We start from the raw sequence: 25,764 nt of genomic DNA on the forward strand, positions 1-25,764 counted from the left end.
TGGGTCATCCTTCAGCGCTGGTCGGCGTCGACTTTTTTCTGGGCCGCCGCGCGCAGCTTGCTGATCGTGGTGCGGGTCGAGATCTGCTCGGGGTCGGTCACCAGTTCGATCAGCGCCGGACGGCCACTCTCGCGGGCGCGGGTGAATGCGGCGGCGAAATCCTCGGTTTTGGTCACCCGTTCGGCATGGGCGCCCAGACCGTCGGCCATCTTCACGAAGTCTTGGTTCTGCAAGGTGGTGCCCGAGATACGCTCCGGGTGGTCGCGTTCTTGGTGCATGCGGATGGTGCCGTAGATGCCGTTGTTGAACAGCAGCACGATGGGCCGCCCGCCATATTGCGCGGCGGTGGCGAGTTCGTTGCCGCTCATCATAAAGCCGCCATCGCCGACGAAGGACAGCGTCAGCCGTTCAGGGTCTGCAATCGACGCGGCCACGGCGGCGGGTACGGAATAGCCCATCGCGCCACAGGTGGAGCCGACGATCCGGCCCGGACGGCCAAAGCGCAGGAACCGCTGCGCCCAGCCGGTGTGGTTGCCCGCGTCGAGCGTGACCACCACGTCATCGGGCAGCTCATCGCGCAGTTGCGCAAGGGCCACCCCCATGTCGAGGTCCCATTCCCCGCCATTGGGCGCTTCGGTATCGGTGAGGTAATCGGCATGCAGCTTGTCGCACCAATCGCCCCATGCCTCTGCCCGGCCCAGATCGACGCCGTCCAAGGCAGCGGCCACAGCGACGGGCGCCGCCGCGATGCCCAAATCCGGTGAATAGACACGGCCGATCTCATCCGCCTCGGGGTAGAGATGCACCAGACGGGTTTCGGGGTTGGGCGATTGCATGGTGGTGTAGGTCTTGGTCGTCATCTCGCCCAAACGCGCGCCGATCACGATGAGCAAATCCGCCTCGCGTTGATGCGCGTAGAGGCTGGGCGCGGTGGAGGTGCCGAAATCGCCTGCATAGACCGGCGAGAGGTTGTTCACGATGTCCTGTCGCCGGAAAGAGGTGGTGACGGGGATCTTGTTGGCTTCGGCAAAGCGGGTGATCGCCGCCGCACTCTCATCCGACCAGCCAGAACCGCCGAGCAGCAGCAGGGGCCGTTCGGCCTGCGCGATCTCGGTCTTGAGCATATCGAGGCTATCGGGCGACAGGCCGGCATGGGTGGCCGTATAGGGCCGGGCATCGGCCACGGAAACCACCTCGGTCAGCATGTCTTCGGGCAGGGAGATCACCACCGGGCCGGGGCGGCCCGAGGTCGCCACGCGGAAGGCGCGGGTCATATATTCCGGCACGCGTGCCGGGTCGTCGATCTGGGTGGCCCATTTGGCGATGGGGCCGAACATGGCGCGGTAGTCGACTTCTTGAAAGGCTTCGCGGTCGGTCGTGTCGCGGGCGATTTGGCCCACGAGCAGGATCATCGGCGTGCTGTCTTGTTGCGCGATATGCACGCCGATGGCCGCATGGCAGGCACCGGGGCCGCGGGTGACCATGCAGATGCCGGGCTTGCCGGTGAGCTTGCCATAGGTCTCGGCCATATTCGCGGCCCCAGCTTCGTGCCGCGCGTTGATGAGGGTGAAACGGTCCTGCACGTCATGCAGCGCGTCCAGCACCTCAAGGTAGCTTTCGCCGGGCACGCAATAGGCGGTGTCGGCGCCGTGGATCAAAAGCTGATCCACAAGGACCTGTCCGCCGGTCCGCGCCTTGAGGGATGTTTTTTGCAGCATGGAGAAGGCTCCGTTTCGTTCGTTCTGAGATTTAAGTATGTGTGGCCGCTTGGCTTTTCGGGCTGGGGTTCCTGGCCTTTTGGAAGGCCAGGATAACGCCCGCGATGACCAGCCCCGAGGCGGTGAGCCGCAGATCGGGATAGATCAGCAAGAGCGACGCCGCGAAAAGCACCACCGACAGCACATTCGACAGTTGGCCAAAGTAGTAGCGTTGCAGGGCGGCGGCCAGCAGGATGACGCCAATGGTGGCCTGCAACAGGACCAAGGTGATTTGGGTGGCCGAACCCTGCATCAGGATCGCCGGTTCATAGACGAACATGAAGGGCACGATAAAGCCGGTGGCCCCGAGTTTCACCGCGGCCCAGCTCGCCTCGACGATCTTGGCGTGCGATAGGGTGTTGGCGGCATAGACCGCCATGGCGACGGGGGGTGTGATGGCCGACAGGATCGCGAAGTAGAACACGAAGAGATGCGCTGCTTCGACCTGCACGCCCAGTTTCACCAGTGCCGGCACCAGCAGGGCGACCTGCACGATATAGGCCGGTGTGGTCGGCATCCCCATGCCAAGGATGATGCCCGCGATCATCGACAGGAAGAGCGCGATGACCAGCGTGTCTTGGGCCGCTTCGATCACGAAGTTCGAGAAGGTCAGGCCAAGGCCGGTGATGTCGATCACCCCGACCACGATGCCGGCACAGGCACAGGCCGCGGCAATTGCTAGCACGTTGCGCGCGCCACCTTCGAGTGCTTCGAGGATGTTGTCAACGGTGACGTAATGCCGTGTCGTCTTGCGCAGCGCCGCCACGGGCACGACCGAGACGATACCGCAAAGCGCCGCATAGGGGGCCGAATAGCCCAGCATCAGCACGCCCACGATGATCGCCAGCGGCAAGAACAGATGGCCCCGCTCGACAAGGACGGTTTTCAGCGGCACTTGATCCTCTTTCGGGACCGAACCGATGCCCTTGCGCTTGGCCTCGAAATGGACCGCGGCAAAAAGGGCCACATAGAACAGGATCGCGGGCGCCAGCGCGTATTTCGCAACCGTGAGGTATCCCACGCCGAGGTATTCGGCCATGACAAAGGCCGCAGCCCCCATGACAGGCGGCATGATCTGCCCCCCGGTCGAGGCCACGGCCTCGACTGCGCCGGAGAAGGCGGGTTTAAACCCCATGCGTTTCATCAGCGGGATAGAGAAGGTGCCGGTCGTCATCACATTGGCCACGGCAGAGCCGGACACCGACCCGAAGAGGCCCGAGGTCACACAGGCCACCTTGGCCGGACCGCCGACCTGACGCCCGGTAAGCGCCACGGCGAAATCCATGAAGAGTTGGCCCACGCCCATCCGCTCGACCAAAGAGCCGAAGAGGATGAAAAGCACCATATAGGTCGCGGAAACCGCGATCGGGATGCCGAAGATGCCTTCGGGCGTCATGAACAACTGCTCAAGGATCACCGAGGGCAGGGTCGAGGTGAAGGCGAGGCCGTAGCCGAGAAACAGCAGCGCCGTAATCGGCAGCATCGGCCCCAGCATCCGGCGCGTGGCTTCAAGCAGCAGGATAACCAGCGTGATCCCCACCACGATATCCACCGGCATCAGCGGGTCGACATAGAGGAAGCGTTGCGTGATGTAATTGAGGTTGAATGAAGGGTAGAGCGCGGCCCCCGAGGCGATCAGCCCAAGCACCACGTCATACCAGCGCGGCACATCATTGCGCAGCCCCTTGCGGTTGACGGTCAGGAAGATCAGCAAAAGCGCCAGAGCGACGTGCACGCCGCGCATGATATAGGGGTTGGGCGGGCCGACGAAGGCGACGTAGAGATGCCACACAGCCATACCGACCAGGATCAGCCTTGCTATGCGGGTAATCAGGGGCATCTTATCCAGAAGGATCGACAGTTGCATGGGGGTTCTCGCGTCTAGAGTGGAAGGCGGCCCTTGTGCGGCGGCGCATGTGATGCGCGGGCGGCAGGGCCTATGGGGATGTGGGTCGGGCGGAGCGCTTGGCCCCGGCCGACCCGTTTCTCGTCAGGGGGGATTACATCCCCGAGACGCCACGCTCTGCGTAGAACTCTTTCGCGGCGGGGTGGAAGGGCACGCCGATGTCGGTGGCCATTTCCTCAACCGTCAGGTTCGCCATGGATTTGCTGATCGCGGCGAAGCTGTCGTTGTTGTCGGCAATCGCGGCGAGCACGGATTTGACGATCTCACCGTCATAGTCGCAGGGCGCGACCATATGGGTGTCATAGCTGATCGCATGCACGGTCTCATCGAAACCGGGGTAGGCGCCCGCCTTGACTTCGCGGCGCTGGAAAGCGGCGTTCTTGTCTTTGAAGTACTGGAAGGTCTCTTCATCCACGTCGATCAGGCGGATCTTGCGGGAGGACGCCAGATCCATGACCGAACCTGTCGGCAGCGACGACCCCAGTGTGAAGAAATCGGCCTGACCGTCTTTCATCTGCGAGGCGGAGTCGGAATAGGAGGTGTTGGCGACGCTGTCGAGGTCATCAAAGGTCATGTCGGCGGTCGACAAAAGCTCACGCGTCAGGAATTCGCCGGTGTTGCCAAGCTGTTGCGTGGTCAGGCGTTTGCCCTTCATGTCGGCGATTGTCTTGATGCCCGAATCTTCAAGCGCGACGATCTGGAAATACTGCGGATAAAGAATGCCAAGGTTGCAGACATTGGTCGTCGCCTTGCGGAACGGCTCTTTGCCCGACAGGCTATCCACGGTCGAGATCGAGTTGGCGAAGGCGATGCCAAAGCGGCCCGCGTCTACACCAACCACATTCGACACGCCCGCACCCGGCGTGACGGTGATGTCCATATCGGGGTTCTCACGCTCCACAATCGCCTTGATCGCGCCGCCCACGGGATACCACGAGCCGCCCTGCTGGCCGGTCGCCATGACAAAGCTCTGCGCATGGGCGGCGGCGCCTGCGACGGCGAAAAGGATGGTGGCCGCTGTGGTGCGACGGATCGATTTGAAGATGGGTGACATAGAAACTCCTCCCGAGTTTTGACTGTGTGTCGGCAGCTACTGGATGGGTTCTGGGCTCCCCCCTGACATCCTCTTGCCGTGATCCGCAGACTGCGGGGGAATCTTTAGCCTGTCAATTAAAAATACAAATTTACGGGTATTTCATCTTACTTGTAATGTTGTATTCTGCTTGTAACGTTGCGGTAGGGCCTACCTTCTGATTATTGACAGCTTGTCATACAGGTGGTCCAATCGGCGAAAGGAAGTTGTTATTATGGCTGCAAATCTTCAGGCGACCGCGCCCCTCGTCGATGGTGCCACGCTGAGCGATCAGGTGACCGAGGTGCTGCGCCACAATGTGGTGAACGGTGTGTGGAACGTGGGCGATGTGCTGCCCTCCGAAACCACATTGGCCAGCGATTTCGATGTGAGCCGCACGGTGATCCGCGAGGCGGTGTCGCGCCTCAAGGCCGAAGGTATGTTGTCGAGCCGTCAGGGCCGGGGGGCCTTTGTCGCCAGCGACCGGCCCCGCCAGGGCTTTGCTATCCCTGAACGTGACATGGAAAGCCAGCGCAAGCTCGAACAGATCCTAGAGCTGCGCATGGGGCTTGAGATCGAAGCCGCTGCCATCGCCGCCGCCCGCGCCACCCCCGAGGCCCGCGCAGAGATTGAGCGTGCCGCCGCCGCTTATGATCAAAGCAACAAGATCGGTGGCCCGGCAGTGGCGGCAGGGGTCACTGCAGACCTCGATTTTCACCGCGCGGTTTGCGAGGCGACGGGGAACAGCTATTACCTCAGCCTGTTTAACTACCTTGTCGCCAGCCTGCGCGAGACCATGTTGGCCGGTCGGCTGCAAGCGCTGAAACGCGGCGGCGAAAGCCGCGACGCGATACAAGAGCACTACGACATCGCCGCCTCTATCGCTGAAGGTGACGCGGAACGCGCCCGCCAGCGGATGCGCGACCACCTCCAGATGTCGAGCGGGCGGCTTTTGGCACAACTCAAGACTGAGGACGGGCTAGCAGAGTGACCATTCCTGCCGCCCTCCATGCCGCCCTCGCGCGGCCCCCCTCACTGACCATCGCGCTCAGCGGGGGGATCGACAGCCTGACGCTCTCGGCTGCCGCGGCCAAGGTGCGCGGCGCGGCGGGCGTGACGCTTTGCCATGCGGTCTCACCCGCCGTTCCGGCGGCGGCGACCGCGCGGGTGAAGGATTTCGCCACCACTTGGGGCCTGCCGTTGAGGTTGGTCGACGCGGGGGAGTTCGCCGATCCCGCCTATCGCGCGAACCCGGTCAATCGCTGTTATTTCTGCAAGTCGAACCTCTATGGCACTTTGGCGCGCATGGGGCCGCTGGTGGCGGCGGGCACCAATACCGATGATCTGACGGACTACCGTCCCGGCCTGCAAGCCGCGGCGGAACACGGCGTGCTGCACCCTTTCGTCGAGGCGCAGATGTCCAAGTCGGATGTGCGCGCCTTGGCCCGCGCGCTCGGGCTGGGAGATCTGGCGGAACTGCCAGCCGCCCCCTGTTTGGCCAGCCGGATCGAGACCGGTCTGCGGGTGGAGCCGGCGGATCTGGCGGTGATCGACCAGGTAGAGACCCTGCTGCGAGAGGTCATGGGCAATATCACCCTGCGCTGCCGACGCCTGCGCGGGGGCTGGGTGGTCGAGCTTGATCCGCTTGCCTATGAAGACCTCTCCGCCCAGAAACGTGCAGCGATATTGACGCAGGTTCGGCGGGCCACGGATGACGGGCGCGCGGTTGATCTGCGGGCCTATTCAAGAGGAAGTGCATTTGTCCATCACTAAGACCGGCCCCGACGGGCATCCAGACGTGACCTTTGATCGGGGCCGCGGGGGGCGTATCGGCATTGAAGAGGCCGTGCTTTGCGAGCATAAATCCGTGGCGCAGATCGCCGCCATCATCGGCGATGCAGCGGCAGAGGAGCGACGGCTGTTGTTGACCCGGCTGACGGCAGAGCAGTTCGCCGCCCTGCCCGCCGACGCGGCGCAACGGGTCGATTACTGCACCGCCTCGCGCACCGCCATCTTGGGAGAGATCGGGTCCTTGGCCAGCACCCCGCGCATCGCCCTCGTCAGTGCGGGCACCTCTGATTATGCCCCCATGGCCGAGGCGCGGCGCACGCTGGCCTATGGCGGGATGGCGGCGACCGAGGTTTCGGACGTGGGCGTCGCCGGGCTGTGGCGTCTGCTCGCGCGGGAAGAGTTGCTGCGCGAGATGGTTGTGGTGATTGTCTTTGCCGGGATGGATGCGGCGCTGCCCTCGGTCGTGGCCGGGCTGGTGCCGGGGGTGGTCATTGGTGTGCCAACCTCGGTGGGCTATGGTGTGGCCCGCGGCGGGAGGGTCGCGCTCGATTCGATACTCGCCAGCTGCGCGCCGGGGGTGACGGTGGTGAACATCGACAACGGCTATGGGGCTGCAACATCGGCTCTGCGGTTGGCCAATATGATGCGCCGCGCCGCGGCGGGAGGGTAGCCGGTGACAGCACCGAAACTGAAGATCAAGAAACGCCAGACCTTGGCCGACCAGCTTTACGGGCAGGTCCTTGAGCAGATTGTGTCGAACAAGCTGGTGCAGGGGGAAAAGCTGCCTTCGGAGAACCAGATCGCCACCGCCTTTGGCGTGTCGCGCCCCGTGGTGCGTGAGGCGCTGCGCAAGCTGCAGGAGGACGGTCTGGTCGAGGCGCGGCGCGGCGTGGGCACCTTCGTGCGGCGGCGGCCTTCGGAAAAGCTGATCGAATATGCCACGGCGGGTTCCGTCGCCGGGCTGATGCGCGCGATGGAAGCGCGGATCACGATCGAAAAGGCCACCGCCCGCATGGCCGCGCAGCGTGCCAGTTCCAAAGACATCGCCCGGATCGAGGCAGCCTTGCAGACGCTGGAGGCATCGATGCAGGCGCGCGACCCGTCCTTTGACGCCGATTACCAGTTCCACCGCGCCATCGCGGCGGCCTCGGGCAATGAGGTCTTCGTGCAGATGCTCGACTGCGCCCGCGGTTCGATCGAACAGGGGATCGACGTGGCGCAAAAGCTGACCCGCCAAGGATCTCAGGCGCGGATCGACGTGGTGATCAGCGAACATCGGGAAATTCTCGAAGCGATCCGCGCGGGCGACAGCGAAGTCGCGGGCGTGTCGATGGCCTATCACCTTTTGCAGGCGCGGGCCCGGATCACCGACCACGCCGGTATCGCATGACCCAAGCAAGCAGAAAGACCACCCCATGATCTACGACCACCGGACCTATTGTTGCCGCCCCGGCACGATCAAGAAACACCTCGCGCTCTATGCCGAATTCGGCTTCCCGGCGCAGCGCCGCATCTTGGGCGAGCCGGTGATCTATGCGCAGGTCGAGACGGGCGACGTGAATTCCTTCGTGCATATCTGGGCCTATAAGGACGCCGCCGACCGTGCCACCCGTCGGGCGCAGATGGCGGCGGATCCTGAGTGGCAGGCCTATCTCAAGAAAAGCGCCGAGGCGGGGTATCTGGTAAGCCAGACCAACAAGATCCTGATGCCTGTGCCACTCGAGGGTTAAGCAGCACCCCCGGCCTGAAGGTTCAGACCGGGGGTAGCGTTCAGGTCACAAGGCAGCTTTCGTCGATGCCGCGCCCTTCGTGAAACGCGCGGATGTTGGCCGCCCAATGGCTGACCATGCGCTTGAGGTTGTCCTCGCTATGGCCGCCGATATGGGGCAGGGGCAGGACGTTATCGAGACGCAGAAGGGGGTTGTCCGGCTCGACGGGTTCTTCGGTGAAGACATCCAACGCAGCCCCCGCGATGCGCTTGCACGTCAGCGTATCGATCAGTGCCTTCTCGTCGATCAGCCCGCCGCGCCCGGTGTTCACCAAAAGCGCATCCGATTTCATCCGCGCCAGTTCATCCGCCCCGATGGTGTGGTGTGACGCATCGGTCAGCGGCATGTGCAGGCTGACGATATCGCAGGTCTCAAGGATTTCATCGCGCTCGGCATAGTGCGCGCTGGTGCCTTCGGCTGGCCCCGACCGGCGGTAGTAGAGCACCTCGCAGTCAAAGCCCGTCAGCCGTTTCGCGACAAGCTGCCCAATGGCGCCAAAGCCGATCAGCCCGACCTTCTGACTGCTGAGATCCCGCGCCCCGGGGACGATCTCGGGCACGATCCATTTGCCCGCGCGGGTGTTGTTGTAATGCAGCGGGATGCGGCGCAGCGCGGCGATCATCATGCCGATGGTCAGATCCGCGATGGTGGGCGCGTTGACCCCGGGGCTGCGCGCGACCGGAACACCCATCTCGCGCGCGACATCCAAGGGGATTTTGTCATACCCGGTGCCCCACTGATGCACGAGGCGCACGCTATCGGCTCCCCGCAGCACCTCAGCCGGAAGCCCCCGCCCGCGTGGGACGATATAGGCTGCCCCCTTTACCGCTTCGGCAAAGGCTTCTTCCGAGAAGGAGGCCGCAAAGCGCAGGTCGAGCCCTTCGGCATAGCCGCGCACCTTCTCTTGCATGCCCTGCGGCATCGCGTCGAGCACGGCGACGGGGCCGATCAACCCGCCGCTCATGCCGAAGCCCCGCGCAGGTCTTCGGGCAATAGCGCCTCGGGCAGGTTTTGGTAGGACACGGGTCGCAGGAAGCGGCGGATCGCCATGGTGCCGACGGAAGTCGCGCCGAAGTTGGTGGAGGCCGGGTAGGGGCCGCCATGCACCATGGCGTCACAAACCTCGACCCCGGTGGGGAAACCGTTCACCAGCACCCGGCCCGCCTTGCGCTCAAGGATGGGCATCAGCGCCTTGGCGGCGTCGGTGTCGCCTTCGTCCATCTGGAGCGTCGCGGTCAATTGCCCCTCGAACCCTTTGGCAAGCTCTTGCATCTCATCGCCCGAGGACACCCGCAGCACCAGACCCAAGGGGCCGAAAACCTCTTCCCCAAGGGCGTGGTCTTGCAGGTAGGTATCGGCGTCGGTTTCAAACAGGTTCGGCTGGGCGGCGCGGCCTTCGCTGTCGTTGCTGACCAGTGCGCGGACGGCGTTGCGCCCGGTGAAACGTTCCTTGCCGTCGCGGTAGGCTTGGGCGATGCCATCGGTCAGCATGACCTGCGGGGCGACCTGCTCAAGCGCCTCTTTCGCGGCGGCGACGAATGCGTCGCCTTCGGCCCCCTTGGCCACGATTGCGATGCCGGGGTTGGTGCAGAACTGCCCCGCGCCCATGGTCAGCGACCCGGCCCAGCCTGCGCCGATTTCCGCGCCGCGGTTTCGGGTGGCCTCGGCCAGAACGAACATAGGGTTCACCGACCCCAATTCGCCAAAGAAAGGGATTGGTTCGGGGCGTTGAGCGCAGAGATCGAACAGCGCGCGGCCCCCACCGAGGGAGCCTGTGAATCCGACGGCCTTGATCAGCGGGTGCTGTACCAGTGTTTGGCCCACTTCGCGGCTGTTGGCATGGATTAGGGAAAAGACACCGGGGTGGACGCCGCATTTCTGGATCGCCGCGTGGATCGCTTCGGCCACGATCTCCCCCGTGCCGGGGTGGGCGGAGTGCCCCTTGACTACGACCGGGCAGCCCGCCGCCAGCGCCGCTGCGGTGTCGCCGCCCGCGGTGGAGAAGGCCAGCGGGAAGTTCGACGCGCCGAAGACCGCGACCGGCCCGATGGGGCGCTGGATCATGCGGATATCTGGGCGCGGCATCGGCTGGCGTTCGGGCAGGGCGCCGTCAACGCGCCGGTCCAGATGCGCGCCTTTGCGGATGTGATCGGCAAAGAGGCGAAGCTGCCCGGTTGTCCGCCCCCGCTCGCCCTGAAGGCGGGCTTCGGGCAGGCCGGATTCGCGGGTGCCGATCTCGGTAATGGTCTCGGCACGGGCCTCCATCTCATCCGCGATGGTGTCGAGGAAGGCGGCGCGGGTCTCGCGGCTGGCATAGGCGTAGGACCAAAAGGCCTCCTCCGCCGCTTGGCAGGCCCGGTCGACATGGGCCGGGGTGCCGCTTTGGAATTGGTCGCTTTCGCCGGTGGCGGGGGAATTGGCGAACGTCTCTCCGCCGCCGACCCATTCGCCGGCGATCAGATGTTTGCCGTGGGGGTGAAATCTCTTGCTGTCCGCGGTCATGATCAATCCTTATGGGTTTCCTGTGTCAAAGTGGGGGAGGGCTGCGCCATGGTCTGCACCAGCGCATCCATCTGCCGCGTGAGCAGCCAAGCGTCGCCCGCGATGGCGACGAATTCGATACCCTCGTCGAAATACCGTTGCGCAAGATCGGCACCATAGCCGAGGATGCCCGCAGGCAGCCCGGCGGCATGGATGGCCGCGACCGCCTCGCGGATCTTCTCTTGAACATCGGGGTGCATCGGGTTGCCGGTATAGCCCATCGCGGACGAGAGATCTCCCGGCCCGATAAAGATCGCATCCACCCCCGGCACGGCGGCGATGGCGGGGATTTCGGCCACCGCTTCGGGGGTTTCGACCTGCACGATCACGCATTGCGCCTCTGCATAGGTGCTGAGGTAATCGGTTTGCCGCGCGTAATCATTGGCGCGGATCGTGGCCGAGATGCCGCGCAGCCCTTCGGGCGGATAGCGGGTCCATGATACGGCTTGGCGGGCGGCCTCGGCGGTTTGGATCATCGGGAACATCAGGTTGCGCACGCCGATATCCAGCAGCCGTTTGGTCATCGTCTGATCGGAAGAGGGCATGCGCACGATCATCTGCGCATCGAGATTGGCACTGCCTGCCGCGCGCAGATGGTCGGTGATTTGGCTCAGGTCGTTGGGCGCGTGCTCCATATCCAGCAGCAGCCAGTCGATCCCGCTGCCCGCCGCGATCTCGGTCACCGTGGGGGAACAGAGTGAGAGCCAAAAGCCCGGCAGGCGGCTGCCGGGGCGGAGCGTTTGTTTCAGTGGTTTTCCCGACATTTTCGCGGCTCCTCCCTCAAATGGTATCGACAATTGGGGTGATACGGTAATATATCAGTTCGAGCAAGATGTGTTTTCCAACCTTTTTGTGATGATGTTTTAGCTGGCGAGGAATCCATGACCGAGACCAAGAAAACCGCCGATCAGCTGCGCAGCGCGCGCTGGTTCGCCCCCGACGATCTGCGCAGCTTTGGCCATCGGTCGCGTATGATGCAGATGGGTCTGGGCCCCGAGGATTGGGAAGGCCGCCCGGTGATCGGCATCCTGAACACTTGGTCCGAGATGAACCCCTGCCACCTTCATTTTCGTGACCGTGCGGAGGACGTGAAGAAGGGAATCGCGCAGGCCGGGGGGCTAGGGCTTGAGATTCCGACGATCTCGATCGACGAGAGCTTCACCAAGCCGACTTCGATGCTCTACCGCAATATGATCGCGATGGAGACCGAAGAGACGATCCGCTCGCACCCGCTCGATGGCGTGGTGCTCATGGGCGGATGTGACAAGTCCACGCCCGGTCTGACCATGGGGGCGATCAGCGCAGGCGTGCCGTTCATCTTCTTGCCCGCGGGGCCGATGCTGCGGGGCAATTACGCGGGCCGGGCGCTTGGCTCTGGCTCGGACGCCTGGAAGTTCTGGGACGAACGCCGCGCGGGTACGATCTCGGCCGAGGAATGGGTCGGCGTTGAAGGCGGCATTGCGCGGTCCTACGGGCATTGCATGACAATGGGCACCGCCTCCACCATGACGGCGATTGCCGAGGCGATGGGGCTGACCCTGCCGGGGGCGACCTCGATCCCCGCTGCGGATGCGGGGCACAAACGGATGAGCGCTTCTTGCGGGCGGCGCATTGTCGATATGGTTTGGGAGGACCTGACGCCTGACAAGATCATCACCCCCGCCGCCGTGCAAAACGCGGCGACGGTGGCGATGGCGACGGGCTGTTCGACCAATGCGGTGGTGCATCTCTTGGCCATGGCGCGCCGCGCCGGTGTGGCGCTGGAGTTGAGCGATCTCGACGCTCTGGGCCGCATCACGCCGCTGATCGCCAATATCCGCCCCTTGGGCAGCAGCGAATATCTGATGGAAGATTTCTACTTCGCGGGCGGGCTGCGGGCGCTGATGGACCAGTTGGGCGACAAGCTTGACCGGTCGGCCATCACCTGCACCGGCAAACCGCTGGAGGCGGGGATTGCGAATGCGCCTGTCTATAATGACGACGTGATCCGGCCCCTGTCGAACCCAGTCTATAAAGAAGGCTCGCTTGCCGTGCTCAAGGGCAACCTTTGCCCCAATGGCGCGGTGATCAAACCAGCAGCCTGCGATCCGAAGTTCCACCACCACGAAGGTCCGGCGTTGGTCTTTGACAGCTACCCCGAGATGAAAGCCGCCATCGACGACGAAAATCTCGATGTGACGCCCGACCATGTGCTGGTGCTGCGTAACGCGGGGCCGCAGGGCGGGCCGGGGATGCCGGAATGGGGGATGCTGCCGATGCCCAAGGCGCTGCTGAAACAGGGGCACCGCGACATGCTGCGGATCTCGGATGCGCGGATGTCGGGCACCTCCTACGGCGCTTGCATCCTGCATGTCGCGCCGGAGTCTTTCGTGGGCGGGCCGCTGGCGCTGCTGAAAACGGGGGACATCGTGCGCATGGACCTTGAGGCCCGCACCCTCGACATGCTGGTGGATGAGGACGAACTCGCCGCCCGCCGCGCCGCGTGGAAAGCCCCCGAGCCGCGGTTCGAGCGGGGTTGGGGCTATATGTTCCAGCGCCATGTGGGGCAGGCCGATCAGGGTTGTGACTTCGACTATCTCACCGCGGCCTTCGGCCAAGCGGCGGGCGAGCCGGATATCTTCTGAGAGGGGCTGGCAATGACACATGATCTTTCGAAGGCGCTTACCGGCATCTCGGGCATCCTCGTGACGCCCTATGACGCGGGCGGAGAGATCGCGCCGCGCAAGCTGGCGCCGATCATTGACCGTGCGCTTGCCGCCGGGGTGCATATCCCGGTGGTGAACGGCAATACCGGCGAATACTACGCGCTGACCAATGATGAGGCCTGCACCATGGTGCGCGAGGTGGCGCAGATGGTCGATGGCCGCGCGCCGCTGCTTGCGGGGGTCGGGCGCGGCATTCGCGATGCCTGTGCGCTGGCCAAGGCAAGCGCCGAGGCGGGGGCGGATGCGCTGATGATCCACCAACCGCCCGATCCCTTCGTCTCCCCCCGCGGTACGGTCGATTATGTGCGCGCGGTGCGGGATGCCTCGGGCGGGCTGCCGGTGATGCTGTACCTGCGCAACGATGCGATGGGGCCCGAGGGCATCGCGCGGCTGTGCGAGGTCGACGGGGTGAAGGGCGTCAAATGGGCCACGCCGAACCCCTTGAACCTTGCCCGCGCGATCGAAGCGGCGCCGAAAGACATCGTCTGGGTCGGCGGTCTGGCCGAGGTCTGGGCGCCGCCGCTCTATGCCGTGGGGGCGCGGGGCTTCACCTCGGGCCTGATCAACGTCTGGCCTGAGCGCTCGGTCGCCATCCACGCGGCACTCGACGCAGGCGACTACGGCGAAGCGAACCGCCTCATCGCCGGGATGCGCGCCTTTGAGGACATCCGCGCGGAAGAGCATAACGGCACCAATGTCACCGGCGTCAAGGCCGCCCTTATGGCCATCGGACAGGATTGCGGCCCCACGCGCCCGCCTTCCGCATGGCCGCTGACGGAACAGCAGCAGGCGGTGTTGGATCAATTCGTGAAAGACAATCAACTGAAGGGAGAGGCGGCATGAGCCCCGAACTACGCGAGAAACTTCAAGCGGTCTCGGTCGCGACATTGGCGACGGCGCTGTATAAGCGCGGGCTGCGCAATCAGGTGGTGCAGGGGGTCGGCCCAGTGGCCGCCAAGGGGCGCAACATGGTCGGCCCCGCCTTTACACTGCGCTATATGCCCGCCCGCGAAGACCGCAACCAACTGGTCGAATTCCGCAATCCCGAGCATCCGCAGCGCGTCGCGATCGAGACCTGCCCCGAGGGCCATGTGTTGGTGATGGACAGCCGCAAGGATGCCCGCGCCGCCAGCGCCGGTGACATCCTGATCACCCGGCTGATGATGCGCGGCGCGGCGGGTGTGGTGACCGACGGGGGCTTGCGCGATGCGGCGACCATCGGCGCGCTTGAGATCCCCGCCTATCACGCGCGGCCCTCCAGCCCCACGAACCTGACGCTGCATGAGGCGATTGAGATCAACTGCCCCGTGGGCTGCGGCGATGCCCCGGTCTTTCCCGGTGATATCGTGGTGGGCGACGACGACTGCGTGATCATCATCCCCGCGGATATTGCCGAAGAGGTGGCCGAAGAGGCTGTCGAGATGACCGCCTATGAGGATTTCGTGGTGGAGCAGGTCAAGGATGGCGCCGGGATCATCGGGCTTTACCCCGGCACCAAGCAAGAGAACCTTGATAAGTTCGCCGCGTGGCGCAAGGCCAACAACCGCTGAGTTAGGGCTTTTCCGGGGTGAAATACTCCGGGAAAGCCGCCCGTTTCTCGGTCATCCGGTCGACGGTGCGTTGTAGGTGCTGGCGCAGCGCCTCCATCGCCGCGGGCGCATCGCCCGCTTCGATCCCGTCGAGGATCCGGCTGTGGCCGCCGATCACGTCCTTGTTGTTCAGAATGCGCCCCGCCTCATCAATGTCGTCCAGATGCAGGCGGCGCAGGCGTTCCAAGTGGCCCGCATGGCTGCGCATGATGCGCTGGCTTTGCACATGACCCGCCGCCACGAAGAGGGTCTGGTGAAACACCTCGTCCAATTCCTGAAAGGTCGGCACATCGCCGGGCTGGTCCGAAATGCTGCTTTGCAAAGCGACGATGCTGCGCAGACGGGTGAGGGCTTCGGGCGCGATCTCGGCGGCCAAACGGCGCACGACTTCGGTCTCAAGCGCGATGCGCATGAATTGCGCCTCCCGGATTGCCGACATGTCGATCGGTGTGACCAGCGTGCGCGATTGCGGGTAGATCTTGACCAGCCCTTCTTTGGCCAGCTGTTGCAGCGCATCGCGCAGCGGCGTCAGGCTGACGCCATGGGTCTCGGCCAGTTCGGCGCGCAACAGCGGCGTGCCGGGCGGCAGGTCGAGCCTTACGATCTGATCGCGCAGGGTGGCGTAAACCCCGCGTCCCGTCGGCCCGCCCTCGAACAGTCCCAAGTCGGCCCCACCGCCAAGGATGCTTTTGGCAAGGGTCTGTGCGCTCTGCGCGGCGGGTTTCTTCGATGCGGTCATGCGGGCTCTTCCATAGCTGTTAAATCTAATATATCAGTTAATGACATCTTACCGAAGCGGTTTTTTCGACACCCGAGGGAGGGGGAGCATCCGATGGACAGCCAGACCATGCAAGAGGACAGACGCGCAAAGGTGATGCTGCTGTCACCGACGGATAACGTGGTCGTGGCAACCGCGGCGGTTCCCCGTGGCGCGGTATTGCCGCAAGACGGGCTGCGTGCCAACCATGATACGCCCCAAGGTCACAAGATCGCGATCCGCCCGATCCAGCGTGGCGCGCCGATCCTAAAATTCGACACGGTGATCGGCTATGCGGCAGATGAGATCGCCGCAGGCGATTGGCTGCACAGCCATAACATCAAGTTCGACGCGGTCGACAAAGACTATGCCTTTGCCCGCGATTATACCCCGACCAAGCTGCTGCCACCGCAAGAGCGCGCGCAGTTCATGGGCATCCGCCGCGCCAATGGCCGGGTGGGCACGCGCAACTACATCGGGCTTTTCGTCACCGTGAATTGCTCGGCCACCGTGGCGCGCAAGGTCGCCAATTACTTCGACGAAGAGCGGATGGAGGCATGGGAGAACGTCGACGGGGTGATCCCCTTCATCCACGAATCCGGCTGCGGGATGGAGCTCACGGGCGAGCCGATGGACCTGCTGCGCCGCACGCTCTCGGGCTATATCCGCCACCCCAATCTGGCCGGGGCCGTGGTCCTGTCGCTGGGTTGCGAACGCAACAGCCTCGCCCAATTTTTTGAGGAGGAGGGGTTGGCCGAGGGCAAGATGCTGCGCTGCGTTACCATGCAGCATGTCGGCGGCACGGCCCGCGCGATTGCCGAAGGCAAAGAGGCGGTGCGCGAAATGCTGGATCAGGCCAATGCCGTCCGGCGTGAGCCCTGTTCGGCGGAACATATCACCATCGGGATGCAATGCGGCGGGTCGGACGGGCTTTCGGGGCTCTCGGCCAACCCCGGTCTGGGGGCGGCGGCGGATATCCTTGTGCACAATGGCGGCACGGCGATCCTGTCGGAAACGCCCGAGATTTTCGGCGTCGAACACTTGCTGACCCGGCGCGCCCGCAGTGAAGCGGTGGGGCGCAAGCTGGTCGAACGCATGGATTGGTGGCTGGACTATACCAAGGGCCGCGACACGCAGATCAACGGCGTGGTCAGCCCCGGCAATCAGGCAGGCGGGCTGGCAAATGTGCTCGAAAAATCGCTCGGCGGGGCCAAGAAAAGCGGCAGCACGGGGCTGATGGAGGTCTACCGCTATGCCGAACCGGTGACGCAAAAGGGGCTGGTCTTCATGGATACGCCCGGCTTCGATCCCGTCTCGGCCACCGGGCAGATCGCGGGGGGCGCGAACCTGATCTGCTTCACCACCGGGCGCGGGTCGTGCTTTGGCTCCTACCCCTCACCGACGATCAAACTCGCTTCCAACACGCCGATGTTCACCAAGATGCAGGACGATATGGACATCAACTGCGGCACGGTCATCGACGGCGACCAAAGCCTAGAGGAATTGGGCCAAAGGATCTTCGAGCGCATCCTTGCCATCGCCTCGGGCGAGCAAAGCAAGTCCGAAGCGCTCGGCGTGGGCGAGGAAGAATTCGCGCCTTGGCCGATTGGGGTCACGGGGTAACAGATGTCGAAGGGGACAGCGCAGATGAAACCGAACTATGTGAAACTGGTCGAGGATACGCCGCTGCCGCGCATGGCGCTTTGCCGTCAGACCTTTGCCGCGACCCAGATCGACGACCCGCGCGCCGCCGTGGCAGAGGCGATGCAGGCCGATTGCGCGGGCAAGATCAAGCCGGGCATGTCCATCGCCATCACCGCAGGCAGCCGCGGGCTGGCGAAGCTGCCGGAACTGCTGGCCGCCATCGTGGCCGAGGTCCGCGCGCGCGGGGCGCATCCCTTTGTTGTGCCTGCCATGGGCAGCCATGGTGGGGCAACGGCAGAGGGGCAAACGGCGCTTTTGGCTAAACTGGGCGCCACCGAGGAAAGCCTCGGTTGCGAAATCCGCTCTTCGATGGAAACCGATGAGATCGGCGTCCTCGACAACGGCATGTCGGTGCGGATGGACCGCCATGCCAATGCCGCCGATGGGATTATCCTGTTCAACCGGATCAAGCCGCATACTTCTTTCCGCGCGCCGAACGAAAGCGGGCTGGCCAAGATGCTTTCGATCGGGTTGGGCAAGCAATCGGGGGCCGAAACCTGCCATTCGCGGGGCATCGATAACGTCGGCATCTTCGTGGCCAAGATGGCGCGGATGAAGTTGGAGCGTTGCAAGGTGCTTTTCGGCATCGGCACGATTGAGAATGCCTATGACGGGCTGGCGCAGGTCGTGGCGCTTGACAGCGACGGGATGCTGGAGGCCGAAGCGCCCTATCTGCAAGAGGCGATGCGCAACATGCCCCGCCTGCCGCTGGGGCCGCTGGATGCGCCTTCGGCCTCGGGCGATCTGGACGTGCTGGTGGTGGATGAGATCGGCAAAGAGTTCTCTGGCACCGGGATGGACCCCAATATCACCCATCGGTTTTCGAGCGAGAAGATGCAGGTCCATCTGCATATCTCCCGGCTGGTGGCGCTTGGCCTTTCGCCGCGCAGCAACGGCAACGGCAATGGCGCGGCGCGGGCGGATGTGATCACGCAGCGGTTGGAGCAGGATTTTGACCGCGAGGCGGTCTATGCCAATGCCATCACCTCGCAGGTGCTAAAACAGTCGAAAATCCCGATGGTCATGCCCTGCGACCGCACCGCGATCCAGACGGCGGTCAAGACCTGCGGGGCCGAGGATATCACCAAGGTCCGGCTGCTGCGCATTCCCAACACGCTGAAGCTTGAGTATCTCTATGCCTCCGAGGCGATGCTGCCGGACCTGCGCGACCGTCCGGGGCTGGAGGTGATCGGTGACCTGCATGAGATGCAGTTCGACGGCGGCCTGCTGCGCAACCCTTGGCCGGAGGGACATTGATGCGGGGGCAGGGGCTTCATCTACACCTCGACCCCGTAGGCGGGGCGGCGGGGGATATGTTCATCGCCGCAATGCTGCATGCCTTCCCCGATCTGGCCGAGCGCGCCTTGGCCGATGTCGCCGCCGTCCTCCCCGCCGAGGTGGGCCATGCGGAACTGAGCGAACATGTCGCCTCGGGCATCACGTCGCGGCGGTTTGAGCTGGTGCTGACAGCACCCGACGCCGGCAGGCGGCACGGGGCCGAGACGACCTATCGCGCCATGCGCAACTTGCTAGAGAACGCAGCTTTGTCGGAGGGCACGGCGGAGGCCGCCTGCGCCATCCTTCACCGGATCGCCGAGGCCGAAGCGCAGGTGCATGACATCCCCATCGACCGGGTGCATTTTCACGAGATCGCGGATTGGGACGCGCTGATGGATGTGACCGCCGCGGGCAGCATCTGCGCCGCGCTGGCGGGGGCGACCGTCTCGCTCGCAGCACTGCCCCTCGGCGGCGGGCTGGTCGAGACGGCGCATGGCAAACTGCCGGTGCCCGCGCCCGCCACGGCGCTGATCTTGCAAGGCTATGATTGGCATGACGACGGCGTGCCGGGCGAGCGGGTGACACCCACGGGAGCCGCGATTCTTGCCCATCTTACCTCCGGTAGCCCCATCGCCAGCCGTCCACCGGGGCGGCTGCGCTGTACCGGATCGGGCGCGGGGATGCGGGTGATGAAAGGCCTGCCGAATATCCTGCGGGTGAGCGTCTTTGACACCGGCGCGGCGGGCATCGCGCAGGACAGTCTTGTGCAATTCGCCTGCGATATCGACGATATGACGGGCGAAGAACTGGGCGCGGCGGTGGATCGGTTGCGCGAGATGGAGGGCGTGGTCGATCTCATGTTGCTCAGCGGGCAGGGCAAAAAATCCCGCCCCGTCACGCGGCTGGAATTGCTGGTGCAACCGCAAGAGGCTGAGGCGGTCGCCGCGCGGGTCTTCGATCTGACTTCGACCCTCGGCCTCCGCCGCAGTCTTGTCGACCGGCTGATCCTCCCACGGGAAAGCGATGACAGCGGCCCGCTTCGGCGCAAGCGTGCACGGCGCCCCGGTGGGCATGAGACCATTAAGGTCGAAAGCGACGATCTGGCCGAGGCCGAGACCCTGCACGCCCGCCGCAGCCGCGCCCGCGCGGCGGAGGGGTAGGGGCCAGTGATCTAACTTGCTTATCACCGGCCCGCGTGTGAAAATCCTCTGACGTCAGTTCAGGGGGCCGCATGGAAACGCCACTCACCGCCACGTTGCGCCAGTATGAGGTCTTCGTCGCCATCGCGGAAACGCTGCATTTCGGTCAAGCGGCGGCCGCGCTCGGCGTGGCGCAACCGGCGCTGACGCAGCAGCTGAAACATCTCGAAACCGCCTTTGGCGGTGAGCTTCTCTTTGACCGCAACCGCCGCCGGGTGATGCTGACGGACTTCGGCAAGTCGCTGCTGCCCGAGGCCCGCGCCCTGCTGCAACAGGCCCGGCGGGTCGAGGCATTGGCCGAAGCGGCGCGCAACGGTCAGCGCGGGCGCATCGAATTGGCCTATGTCGGCTCGGCCTCTTACGCGGGGATCCTCGGGCGGCTCCTGCGCGAATTGCGCGCGGGCGCGGCAGAGGTGGATCTGATCCTGCGCGAGTTGGACATGGACCTGCAAATCGCCGAGATCGTGGCGGGCAGGCTCGACGCGGGTTTTGTGCGCCTGCCGCTTTCCGGCGTGCCAGAGGATTTGGCCACCCGCACGGTTCATACCGAGGATATCCTGCTGGCTGTGCCGCCCGATCACCGCCTTGCCGAGGTGCCTTCCGTTGCCATGGCGGCGCTGCGTGAGGAGAGTTTCATCTTCAGCCACCTTGGCCCCGACATGGGCTTTGCCGCCTGCGCCTATCAACTCTGCGCCGATGCCGGTTTCGCCCCCCGCGTGGCCCATCGCGCGCCGCAGTTCACCGCCATCGTGAATTTCGTCTCGGCGGGTCTCGGGGTGGCTTTCGTCCCCGCCTCTGCCGCGCGGATGAAGGATGCAGGCGTGTCCTTCCTGCCGATCCGCGACGCCAAGGTGCAAAGCCGGATCGGGCTGGCCTATCTGCGCAATGCGCGCAATCCGGTTCTGCGCAGGTTGCTTGCGGCCCTAGAGTCCGAGGGCTGATTACCCGACCGCCGTGCCGCCACAGACAAAGACCGTCTGCCCGGTGATAAAGCCGCTGCGCGGATCGGCAAAGAAGGACACCGCCTGCGCTACGTCTTCAGGTGTTCCCATCCGGCCCATCGGCACCGCATCGACAATGGCGCGGGTTTCCGACGCGTCTTCGGGGTTGTTCTCCCAAAAAGCGGTGGTGGCGATGGGGCCGGGGGCGACACAGTTCACGGTGATCCCGTCGCGCGCCAGTTCCAGCGCCCAAGTCCGTGCCATCGACTGGATCGCGCCCTTGCTCGCGGAATAGAGCGTGCGGTCGATCTTGCCCTTGGTCACGCGGCTGGTGTTCATCACGATCCGCCCAGCCCCCGCCGCGCGCATCCCCGGCACGACCAGTTTCGCGGCCAGAATGCTGGGGCGCAGGTTCAGATGCATGATGGGGTCGAAATCGTCGAGGGCGACAGCGTCGAAAGATGCGGGTTTCACAATGCCGACGTTATTGACCAAACAGGTGACCGGCCCCTGCGCGAGGATGTGTTGGAGGGCAGCCGTGGTCGCCGCGATGTCCGTCAGATCCACCCGCTGCGCATCCGCCCGAAGCGCGGGGTCTTCGGGCTCTTCAATATCGAGGACAAAGACACGCCAGCCGTCCTCACGCAGCCTGCGCGCGATGCCGAGGCCGATGTTGCGCGCGCCGCCGGTGACGAGCGCATGGCGCGGAGAGGGGTCTTGGGTCACGGGGCGGCATCCTTTTCCTATTCGCTGTTTACTTATCACTACGCTCTGGTGATAAGTAAACAACTGATATCCGGGAGGGGGATCACATGGCCAAAGGCATCATCATCGTGGGCGCAGGCACGATGGGCCAGTCCATCGGCAGGCTCTTTGGCCAGCACGGCTGGACGGTCCAAGCGGTCGACCCGACCGAGGCCGCGCGGGAGGCATTTTTGGCCACGGTGCTGGGGTCGACCGCCTACCCTGCCTTGGAGGAGGCAGGGCATGCCGATCTCGCGCTGGAATGCGTGCCGGAAGACCTCGCGCTCAAGCGCCGTGTGCTCGCCGCTTTGGAGGGGGCCGTGCCGGAGGGCGCGCCGATCTTGTCCAACACCTCTGGCCTGAGATTGGAAGAGATGACGGCGGATATGGCTCGGCCCGAACGCGCCGTGATCACCCATTTCTTCAACCCCGGCGATGTGATCCCCGCCGTCGAAGTCGTCGCAGCTGAAGAAGCGCCCGAAGGGCTTTGTGCCCAGGTCATGACCCTACTGCGCGGGTTGGAGCGGCGGCCCGTGCGGCTCGATCACGCGCCGCCCGGTTTCGTGGCCAATCGCATTCAACATGCCATCATGCGCGAATGCCTGCATCTGGTGGATCAAGGTGTCGCCAGCCCGGCGGAGATTGACGAGATCGTGCAATGGTCGGTCGGTGTCCGCATGGCGCTTTCCGGCCCGTTCCGGCAGCGCGATTTAAATGGGCTGGGCACCCATCTAAGCATTGCCGAATACCTCTATCCCGATCTGAGTGATCGCCATGACCCGTCGCCGACCCTCGCCAACCTGGTGGGGCAGGGGCATCTGGGCAAACGCAGCGGCAAGGGGTTTTACGACTGGCCCGACGGGGAGGATGCGGAGGCCGCGGAGCAGGCGCTGCGCCGTGTCATCGCCCTTGCCCGCGACAGCGCCGATTAACAAATTTTCAGACAGCCGAGGACACCCATGACCGATAATCCAGCCATCATCTGCGTGGCAATCACCGGATCGCTGCCGACCAAGGCCGACAATCCGGCGGTGCCGATCGACATTAGCGAACAGATCGAAAGCACCCATGCCGCGTTCGAGGCCGGGGCGACGATCTGCCATGCCCATGTGCGCACCGCCGATGGCACCCCCACGGCGGACCCCGACCGTTTTGCGCGGGTGCAAGAGGGGCTGCGGGAACATTGCCCCGGCATGATCGTGCAATTCTCGACCGGTGGGCGTTCGGGCGCGGGCAAGAACCGGGGCGGGATGCTGCCGCTGCGGCCCGACATGGCCTCGCTCTCGGTGGGGTCGAACAACTTTCCCAACCGCGTCTATGAGAACCCGCCCGAACTTGTCGATTGGCTGGCGGAAGAGATGATGACCTATAGCGTGCTGCCCGAGATCGAAGTCTTTGACCTCAGCCACATTCTACAGGCCAAGGCGATGGCGGAGGCTGGCCAGATCCCGGCCCGGCCCTATATCCAATTCGTCATGGGCGTGAAAAACGCCATGCCAGCGGATCGGGAGGTTTTTGATTTCTATATCAAAACCGTCAAACGGCTTTTCGGCGATATCCCGTGGTGCGCCGCCGGGATCGGGCGGCATCAGGCCGAGTTGAACGCATGGTGCGCCGCCGCGGGGGGCCATCTGCGCACGGGGCTTGAGGACAACATCCGGCTGGACAAACAGACCCTCGCCCCCTCCAATGCCGCCCTCGTGACCCGCGCGGCGGAGATCTGCGCAGAGGCCGGTCGCCCCGTCGCCACCGCGCAGCAGGCGCGTGAGATTCTGGGGCTGGCCTGAGGCCGCCCGGTCCACCGTGATAGATCAAGGAGATCGAGATGAAGAAACTGACATTCGCCCTCGCCACCTTTGCCGCACCGCTGGCGGCGCATGAGGGCGCGCATGTGCATCCCCATGGCAACGATCCCTTCTGGGCGGTGGCGATGCTGTCGCTGGCGATCGTGATCCTTGCCGCGGCGGTGCTGCGCCGCAAGTAAGGCGTCAGCGCCGATCAGCCACCAAAGCCGCGCGATCCGCCCGCCCGGCCAAAGCCGCCGCGCGATGCGGCGGTGGCGCGGGTCATCGGGGTCTTGCCGATGGTGGTGCTGGGGCGGGTGAATTGCGAAGTGCTGAGCTTGGCCGCGCCGCGATTGGTCGAATAGGTGCTGGAGCGTGCCGCGTTGGTAAAGCGGCCATCCTTCGTCTTGTACAGTGGCTGCGCCGCCGCCATACCCGCGCGGTTGCTCATCATATTGCCGATCAGATAGCCCGCCAGCAGGGGCATGAATATGCCGCCCGATCCGCCTTGGGTCGCCGCCTCTTCCGAGCCGCAGGCGCCTTCGCCATGCTGCTCTTCGCAGACCTCAAGGCTATCGTAGCGCGGGGCGGATTCCACATGAAGGGTTTGCGCCGCGTCAAAGGCGGTTTCGCATTCCTGCTCGCTGTACATCCCGCCACGCGCGGCGTCGGCAAGACAGCTTTGCAGGTCGGGGAAGGCGGCGGCGTCGACCTTTTCCTCCTCACAGCCGGCAAGGGTGAAGGCGGCGGCGCCGACAATGGCGATGGAAACCCGTTTCGAGCGTTTGGTCATAATAGTCGTCTTTCTGCCAAGGGGCGGCGGAGCGGTGGGCTATGCCAGAATGTAGTGCGGCTTGAAGCGTGACAAATCCTGCGTGATGCGCGATCGGTCTTCGCGGATGCCGATGCCCGCGCAGGTCTCTCCCACGATCCAAGAGCCGATCACCGGGCGGAAGCCGTCGAAGGTGGACAGCGGGGCATAAGCCTGCAGGATGCGCGGATGTTCGGCGTAGTCAGAGTTTTGCGACTGTTCGACCACCTTGCCAGATTGGTGGATCGTGACCGACGCCCCCTCGCGCGAAAGGATCGGCTTGCGCACATGCGCCTCGGCCAGTTCCGCCGCGGCACGGTCAAAGGCGTCGGCGCAGGCGGGGGCGGCGGGGCCGCGTCCGGCGAGCGCATCGGCCACATCAGCCTCGAAAAACGCGGGCAGCAGATTGGGGTGGCCTTCGAACATCTGCCACAGCACGGGCAGGAGGCCCTTGTTGGACAAAAGCGCTTTCCACGCAGGCTCAAGAAACAGACAGCCCGAGCCTTGGATATGGGCGGCGTAGTCGTCGCGCAGCAGGTCTTCCCAAGGGTAGAGTTTGAACAGAACGGCAATGCGGCGGTCTTGATCATCAAGGAAGTGGCCATCGTCGCTCAGCCCGATCTTGTCGAGATCGCAGTAATGCGCGCCCAGCCCCGCCTCGCGTGCGGCCCAGCCCATGGCTTCGACGGTGCCGTAGTCTTCGGGGTTGTCGGCCACGGCGGTGAAATGCAGATCGCTGTCCTGCTCGAAGAAATCGCCAAAACGGGCGACCAGCGCCTCATGAATGCCGTTGAACTGATCCGTGCCCTCGGGCAACACGCCTGCTTTCAACTGGTCCTCAAGCCACTGCCACTGAAAGGCCGCGCTTTCGTAAAGCGAGGTCGGTGTATCTGCGTTATATTCCAACAGTTTGGCCGGGTTTGTGCCGTCATAGGCCAGATCGAAACGGCCATAGATCTCAGGATCGCCCCGGCGCCAGCTCTCGGCCACAAGGTCGCGGTGGGCATCTGGAATGGCGAGCCGGGTCATCAACTCTTCGCTGGCGATGATCTCGGCCACGGCTTCACGGCACATGGCGTGAAGCTCGGTCGAAGGGTCTTCGATGTCATTCTCGATCTGGGTGAGGGTGAACGCATAGGCCGAGGTTTCGTCCCAATAGGGTTCGCCATGCATGTCGGCAAAGGTAAAGCCGACCTCTTGCGCATGGGCGCGCCAGTCGGGTCTTTCGGGCAATGTGATCTTTTGCAACGGTTCGCTCCCCCGGTTTCACCGTCGCTTCTAATCGGCTTTGGGCCAAGCGGCCAGAGGGGGCGGCGGTTGGACGCGGCTGTGCTGCTTATGTAAACACCATTCAGAAATGTCACTGGGTTTGCAAAGCAGGAATGTCACTACTGGGCGCGACGGTAGCAAGGCTTT

General features: G+C 64.4%; 25 protein-coding genes. 15 read left to right on the top strand and 10 right to left on the bottom strand.

Features of this window, described 5'->3' with window-relative positions:
• Window positions 1–11: 11 nt before the first annotated feature.
• The 3 genes from ACGYKA_RS14020 to ACGYKA_RS14030 form a co-directional block, all read right to left on the bottom strand.
• Window positions 12–1,718, bottom strand: coding sequence for a thiamine pyrophosphate-binding protein (locus ACGYKA_RS14020; RefSeq protein ID WP_394413155.1), 1,707 nt, complete (start codon window positions 1,716–1,718; stop codon window positions 12–14).
• A gap of 31 nt (window positions 1,719–1,749) precedes the next feature.
• Window positions 1,750–3,624: a TRAP transporter permease gene (locus tag ACGYKA_RS14025; RefSeq protein ID WP_394413158.1), complete on the bottom strand. Its 1,875-nt coding sequence runs from the start codon at window positions 3,622–3,624 to the stop codon at window positions 1,750–1,752.
• Window positions 3,625–3,757: 133 nt separating this feature from the next.
• Window positions 3,758–4,717 carry a TAXI family TRAP transporter solute-binding subunit gene (locus ACGYKA_RS14030; protein WP_394413161.1) on the bottom strand — a complete coding sequence of 320 codons (960 nt, stop codon included), beginning with the start codon at window positions 4,715–4,717 and terminating at the stop codon, window positions 3,758–3,760.
• Between the two features lie 253 nt (window positions 4,718–4,970).
• Here ACGYKA_RS14030 and ACGYKA_RS14035 point away from each other — a divergent pair, with 253 nt between their 5' ends.
• The 5 genes from ACGYKA_RS14035 to ACGYKA_RS14055 are packed head-to-tail and all read left to right on the top strand — an operon-like array spanning window position 4,971 to window position 8,256.
• Window positions 4,971–5,726: a FadR/GntR family transcriptional regulator gene (locus ACGYKA_RS14035; protein ID WP_073037919.1), complete on the top strand. Its 756-nt coding sequence runs from the start codon at window positions 4,971–4,973 to the stop codon at window positions 5,724–5,726.
• A complete protein-coding gene (locus tag ACGYKA_RS14040) occupies window positions 5,723–6,508 on the top strand; it encodes an adenine nucleotide alpha hydrolase (RefSeq protein ID WP_394413163.1) in 786 nt (261 codons plus the stop codon). Before ACGYKA_RS14035 ends, ACGYKA_RS14040 begins: the two co-directional genes overlap by 4 nt.
• Window positions 6,495–7,196: a nickel pincer cofactor biosynthesis protein LarB gene (gene larB, locus ACGYKA_RS14045; protein WP_394413166.1), complete on the top strand. Its 702-nt coding sequence runs from the start codon at window positions 6,495–6,497 to the stop codon at window positions 7,194–7,196. Before ACGYKA_RS14040 ends, larB begins: the two co-directional genes overlap by 14 nt.
• A gap of 3 nt (window positions 7,197–7,199) precedes the next feature.
• Window positions 7,200–7,916 carry a FadR/GntR family transcriptional regulator gene (locus ACGYKA_RS14050; protein ID WP_394413168.1) on the top strand — a complete coding sequence of 239 codons (717 nt, stop codon included), beginning with the start codon at window positions 7,200–7,202 and terminating at the stop codon, window positions 7,914–7,916.
• Between the two features lie 25 nt (window positions 7,917–7,941).
• Window positions 7,942–8,256, top strand: coding sequence for an NIPSNAP family protein (locus tag ACGYKA_RS14055; RefSeq protein ID WP_394413171.1), 315 nt, complete (start codon window positions 7,942–7,944; stop codon window positions 8,254–8,256).
• A 40-nt stretch (window positions 8,257–8,296) separates the two neighbouring features.
• Here ACGYKA_RS14055 and ACGYKA_RS14060 read toward each other — a convergent pair whose 3' ends face one another.
• The 3 genes from ACGYKA_RS14060 to ACGYKA_RS14070 are packed head-to-tail and all read right to left on the bottom strand — an operon-like array spanning window position 8,297 to window position 11,600.
• Entirely contained in the window at window positions 8,297–9,259 is a 963-nt protein-coding gene (locus ACGYKA_RS14060; protein ID WP_394413174.1) for a 2-hydroxyacid dehydrogenase, read from the bottom strand.
• Window positions 9,256–10,797: an aldehyde dehydrogenase (NADP(+)) gene (locus ACGYKA_RS14065; protein WP_394413177.1), complete on the bottom strand. Its 1,542-nt coding sequence runs from the start codon at window positions 10,795–10,797 to the stop codon at window positions 9,256–9,258. Before ACGYKA_RS14065 ends, ACGYKA_RS14060 begins: the two co-directional genes overlap by 4 nt.
• Window positions 10,798–10,799: 2 nt before the next feature.
• On the bottom strand, window positions 10,800–11,600 hold the full coding sequence (locus ACGYKA_RS14070; RefSeq protein ID WP_394413180.1) for an HpcH/HpaI aldolase/citrate lyase family protein: 801 nt from the start codon (window positions 11,598–11,600) through the stop codon (window positions 10,800–10,802).
• A gap of 117 nt (window positions 11,601–11,717) precedes the next feature.
• Between ACGYKA_RS14070 and araD the strand changes: the two genes are divergently transcribed.
• Genes araD through ACGYKA_RS14085 form a run of 3 tightly spaced genes read left to right on the top strand, consistent with a single transcriptional unit; the run spans window position 11,718 to window position 15,091 of the window.
• Entirely contained in the window at window positions 11,718–13,460 is a 1,743-nt protein-coding gene (gene araD, locus ACGYKA_RS14075) for an L-arabinonate dehydratase (protein ID WP_394413183.1), read from the top strand.
• Between the two features lie 12 nt (window positions 13,461–13,472).
• Window positions 13,473–14,384 (top strand): dihydrodipicolinate synthase family protein, encoded by a 912-nt coding sequence (locus ACGYKA_RS14080; RefSeq protein ID WP_073037906.1) that lies wholly within the window; start codon window positions 13,473–13,475, stop codon window positions 14,382–14,384.
• A complete protein-coding gene (locus ACGYKA_RS14085) occupies window positions 14,381–15,091 on the top strand; it encodes a ribonuclease activity regulator RraA (RefSeq protein WP_271690337.1) in 711 nt (236 codons plus the stop codon). The genes ACGYKA_RS14080 and ACGYKA_RS14085 overlap by 4 nt, the downstream gene beginning before the upstream one ends.
• A gap of 1 nt (window position 15,092) precedes the next feature.
• On the opposite strand, the gene ACGYKA_RS14090 is transcribed toward ACGYKA_RS14085, so the two are convergent.
• A complete protein-coding gene (locus ACGYKA_RS14090; protein WP_394402883.1) occupies window positions 15,093–15,869 on the bottom strand; it encodes a GntR family transcriptional regulator in 777 nt (258 codons plus the stop codon).
• Between the two features lie 93 nt (window positions 15,870–15,962).
• Between ACGYKA_RS14090 and ACGYKA_RS14095 the strand changes: the two genes are divergently transcribed.
• From ACGYKA_RS14095 to ACGYKA_RS14110, 4 genes are all read left to right on the top strand, one after another.
• On the top strand, window positions 15,963–17,510 hold the full coding sequence (locus ACGYKA_RS14095) for a UxaA family hydrolase (RefSeq protein ID WP_394413189.1): 1,548 nt from the start codon (window positions 15,963–15,965) through the stop codon (window positions 17,508–17,510).
• Between the two features lie 24 nt (window positions 17,511–17,534).
• The gene (locus ACGYKA_RS14100; protein WP_394413192.1) at window positions 17,535–18,848 is read left to right on the top strand and encodes a lactate racemase domain-containing protein; all 1,314 of its coding nucleotides are present in this window, start codon (window positions 17,535–17,537) and stop codon (window positions 18,846–18,848) included.
• A complete protein-coding gene (locus ACGYKA_RS14105) occupies window positions 18,848–20,029 on the top strand; it encodes a LarC family nickel insertion protein (RefSeq protein ID WP_394413195.1) in 1,182 nt (393 codons plus the stop codon). Before ACGYKA_RS14100 ends, ACGYKA_RS14105 begins: the two co-directional genes overlap by 1 nt.
• A 71-nt stretch (window positions 20,030–20,100) precedes the next feature.
• Complete coding sequence (locus ACGYKA_RS14110; RefSeq protein WP_394413198.1) at window positions 20,101–21,009, top strand: LysR family transcriptional regulator; 909 nt, start codon at window positions 20,101–20,103, stop codon at window positions 21,007–21,009.
• Here the strand turns inward: ACGYKA_RS14110 and ACGYKA_RS14115 are convergent, their stop codons facing one another.
• Window positions 21,010–21,735, bottom strand: coding sequence for an SDR family NAD(P)-dependent oxidoreductase (locus ACGYKA_RS14115; RefSeq protein WP_394413201.1), 726 nt, complete (start codon window positions 21,733–21,735; stop codon window positions 21,010–21,012).
• 86 nt (window positions 21,736–21,821) lie between these two features.
• On the opposite strand from ACGYKA_RS14115, the gene ACGYKA_RS14120 reads away from it, so the two are divergent.
• The 3 genes from ACGYKA_RS14120 to ACGYKA_RS14130 are packed head-to-tail and all read left to right on the top strand — an operon-like array spanning window position 21,822 to window position 23,737.
• Window positions 21,822–22,685 carry a 3-hydroxyacyl-CoA dehydrogenase NAD-binding domain-containing protein gene (locus ACGYKA_RS14120; RefSeq protein ID WP_394413204.1) on the top strand — a complete coding sequence of 288 codons (864 nt, stop codon included), beginning with the start codon at window positions 21,822–21,824 and terminating at the stop codon, window positions 22,683–22,685.
• A gap of 27 nt (window positions 22,686–22,712) precedes the next feature.
• Window positions 22,713–23,540, top strand: a complete 828-nt coding sequence (locus ACGYKA_RS14125; RefSeq protein ID WP_394413207.1) for a 3-keto-5-aminohexanoate cleavage protein — start codon at window positions 22,713–22,715, stop codon at window positions 23,538–23,540.
• Window positions 23,541–23,578: 38 nt separating this feature from the next.
• Window positions 23,579–23,737, top strand: a complete 159-nt coding sequence (locus ACGYKA_RS14130) for a peptidase M23 (RefSeq protein ID WP_073037890.1) — start codon at window positions 23,579–23,581, stop codon at window positions 23,735–23,737.
• 14 nt (window positions 23,738–23,751) lie between these two features.
• On the opposite strand, the gene ACGYKA_RS14135 is transcribed toward ACGYKA_RS14130, so the two are convergent.
• Window positions 23,752–24,330, bottom strand: coding sequence for a DUF1190 domain-containing protein (locus ACGYKA_RS14135; protein ID WP_394413209.1), 579 nt, complete (start codon window positions 24,328–24,330; stop codon window positions 23,752–23,754).
• Window positions 24,331–24,369: 39 nt separating this feature from the next.
• Complete coding sequence (locus ACGYKA_RS14140; RefSeq protein WP_394413211.1) at window positions 24,370–25,596, bottom strand: glutathionylspermidine synthase family protein; 1,227 nt, start codon at window positions 25,594–25,596, stop codon at window positions 24,370–24,372.
• Window positions 25,597–25,764 lie beyond the last annotated feature (168 nt).

The sequence above is a fragment of the Sulfitobacter sp. 1A15106 genome, from assembly GCF_043556995.1.
Lineage (GTDB): Bacteria > Pseudomonadota > Alphaproteobacteria > Rhodobacterales > Rhodobacteraceae > Sulfitobacter > Sulfitobacter faviae.